Raw genomic sequence first — 1,415 nt, forward strand, 5'->3', positions numbered from 1 at the left:
GTGCCGGTCCTGATCTGATCCACAGCAACGACGGGGGAGTTGGTCCAATGGCGGGCCGCATGGTGGTCGGTTCCGCCGCGCTGGCCGATCTGGTGCGCCCGGCGAGCGCACCCGACCCGGTCGGTGGCCACCGGGTGCTGCCGGTGGTGCCCGAGTTGACCGGTCTGCTGCCCAACCGGGGCCTGCGCCGGGGCAGCACCATCGCGGTCGCCGCCGGCCAGCCCAGCCGCAGCGGCGGCACCTCACTGATGTTGGCCCTGCTCGCCGCGGCGTCCCGGGCCGGCTCGTGGTGTGCCGTGGTCGGGGTGCCGACGTTCGGCGCGGGCGCGGCCGCTGAGCTGGGCATCGCCCTGGACCGGTTGGCCCTGGTGCCGAACCCCGGCCCGGAGTGGGCCACCGTCGTGGCCGCGCTGATCGACGGGGTGGACGTCGTGGTCACCACAGTGCCGGCGACGGTCTCCGCCTCGGTCGCCACCCGGTTGGCCGCCCGGGCCCGGCAGCGCGGCAGTGTGCTCGTCCCGTACGGCCGGTGGGACGGCGCGGACGTGACGTTGCAGGTGGTCCGTGGTGTCTGGGAGGGGCTCGGGCTGGGCCGGGGGCGGTTGCGCCGCCGGGAGATCACCGTCTCGGCGCGCGGGCGCGGGGCGGCCGCCCGACCCAAGGAGATCAAGGTCTGGCTGCCGGGCGACGAGTTGACCCGGGTGATCCCTCGTACGCCGCCGTCGCCCGTGGGCCGGTCGGCCGCGCCGCTCGCCCTGGTCGGTCGGGGATGACCGGCGCGCCGGCACGGACCCTGCTGCTGTGGTGCCCGGACTGGCCGGTGCTCGCCGCCGAGATCGTCGACGGGGTGCCGGCGACCGGCCCGGTCGCCGTGCTGCACGCCAACCGGGTGGTCGCCTGCTCCGAGCGGGCCCGCGCCGAGGGGGTGCGTCGGGGCCTGCGCAAACGGGAGGCGCAGGGCCGCTGCCCCCAACTCACCGTCGTGGAGTACGACCCGGGTCGGGACGCCCGGGCGTTCGAGCCGGTGGTCGCCGCGGTGGAGGAACTGGTGGCCGGCGTCGAGGTGGTCCGTCCGGGCGCCTGCGCGGTGGCCGCCCGGGGGCCGAGCCGTTACCTCGGCGGCGAGGAGGCGGCCGCTGAGCGGATCATCGAGCACGTGGCCCAGTCCTGCCTGGTGGAGAGCCAGGTCGGCATCGCCGACGGGGTGTTCGCGGCAGGGTTGGCCGCTCGCGCCGGCCGGGTGGTGGCCCCGGGCGGGACACCGGAGTTCCTGGCCGGGTTGCCGGTCGAGGCGCTCGGCCGGTCGGCGCTGGCCGACCTGCTGCGCCGGCTGGGGGTGCGTACCCTCGGCGACTTCGCCGCGCTGCCGGCCGGCGACGTGCTGGCCCGGTTCGGGTTCGACGGTGCGCTGGCCC

The 1,415-nt window shown here is 77.0% G+C and carries 1 protein-coding gene and 1 pseudogene; both read left to right on the forward strand.

Features of this window, described 5'->3' with window-relative positions; genetic code table 11:
* Positions 1 to 47 precede the first annotated feature (47 nt).
* Positions 48 to 773, forward strand: a complete 726-nt coding sequence (locus KBX53_RS32840) for a hypothetical protein (RefSeq protein ID WP_030334553.1) — start codon at positions 48 to 50, stop codon at positions 771 to 773.
* A pseudogene (locus tag KBX53_RS32845) lies at positions 770 to 1,415 on the forward strand (DNA polymerase Y family protein); the annotation flags it as partial. The gene KBX53_RS32840 and the pseudogene KBX53_RS32845, both read left to right, overlap by 4 nt.

This window comes from Micromonospora sp. M51 (assembly GCF_018070305.1).
In the GTDB taxonomy this organism is placed as follows: domain Bacteria; phylum Actinomycetota; class Actinomycetes; order Mycobacteriales; family Micromonosporaceae; genus Micromonospora; species Micromonospora parva.

What these genes read in the sequence shown, in the direction of transcription:
- KBX53_RS32840 (WP_030334553.1), top strand. Translation starts at nt 48, where the DNA reads ATGGCGGGCCGCATGGTGGTCGGTTCCGCCGCGCTGGCCGATCTGGTG.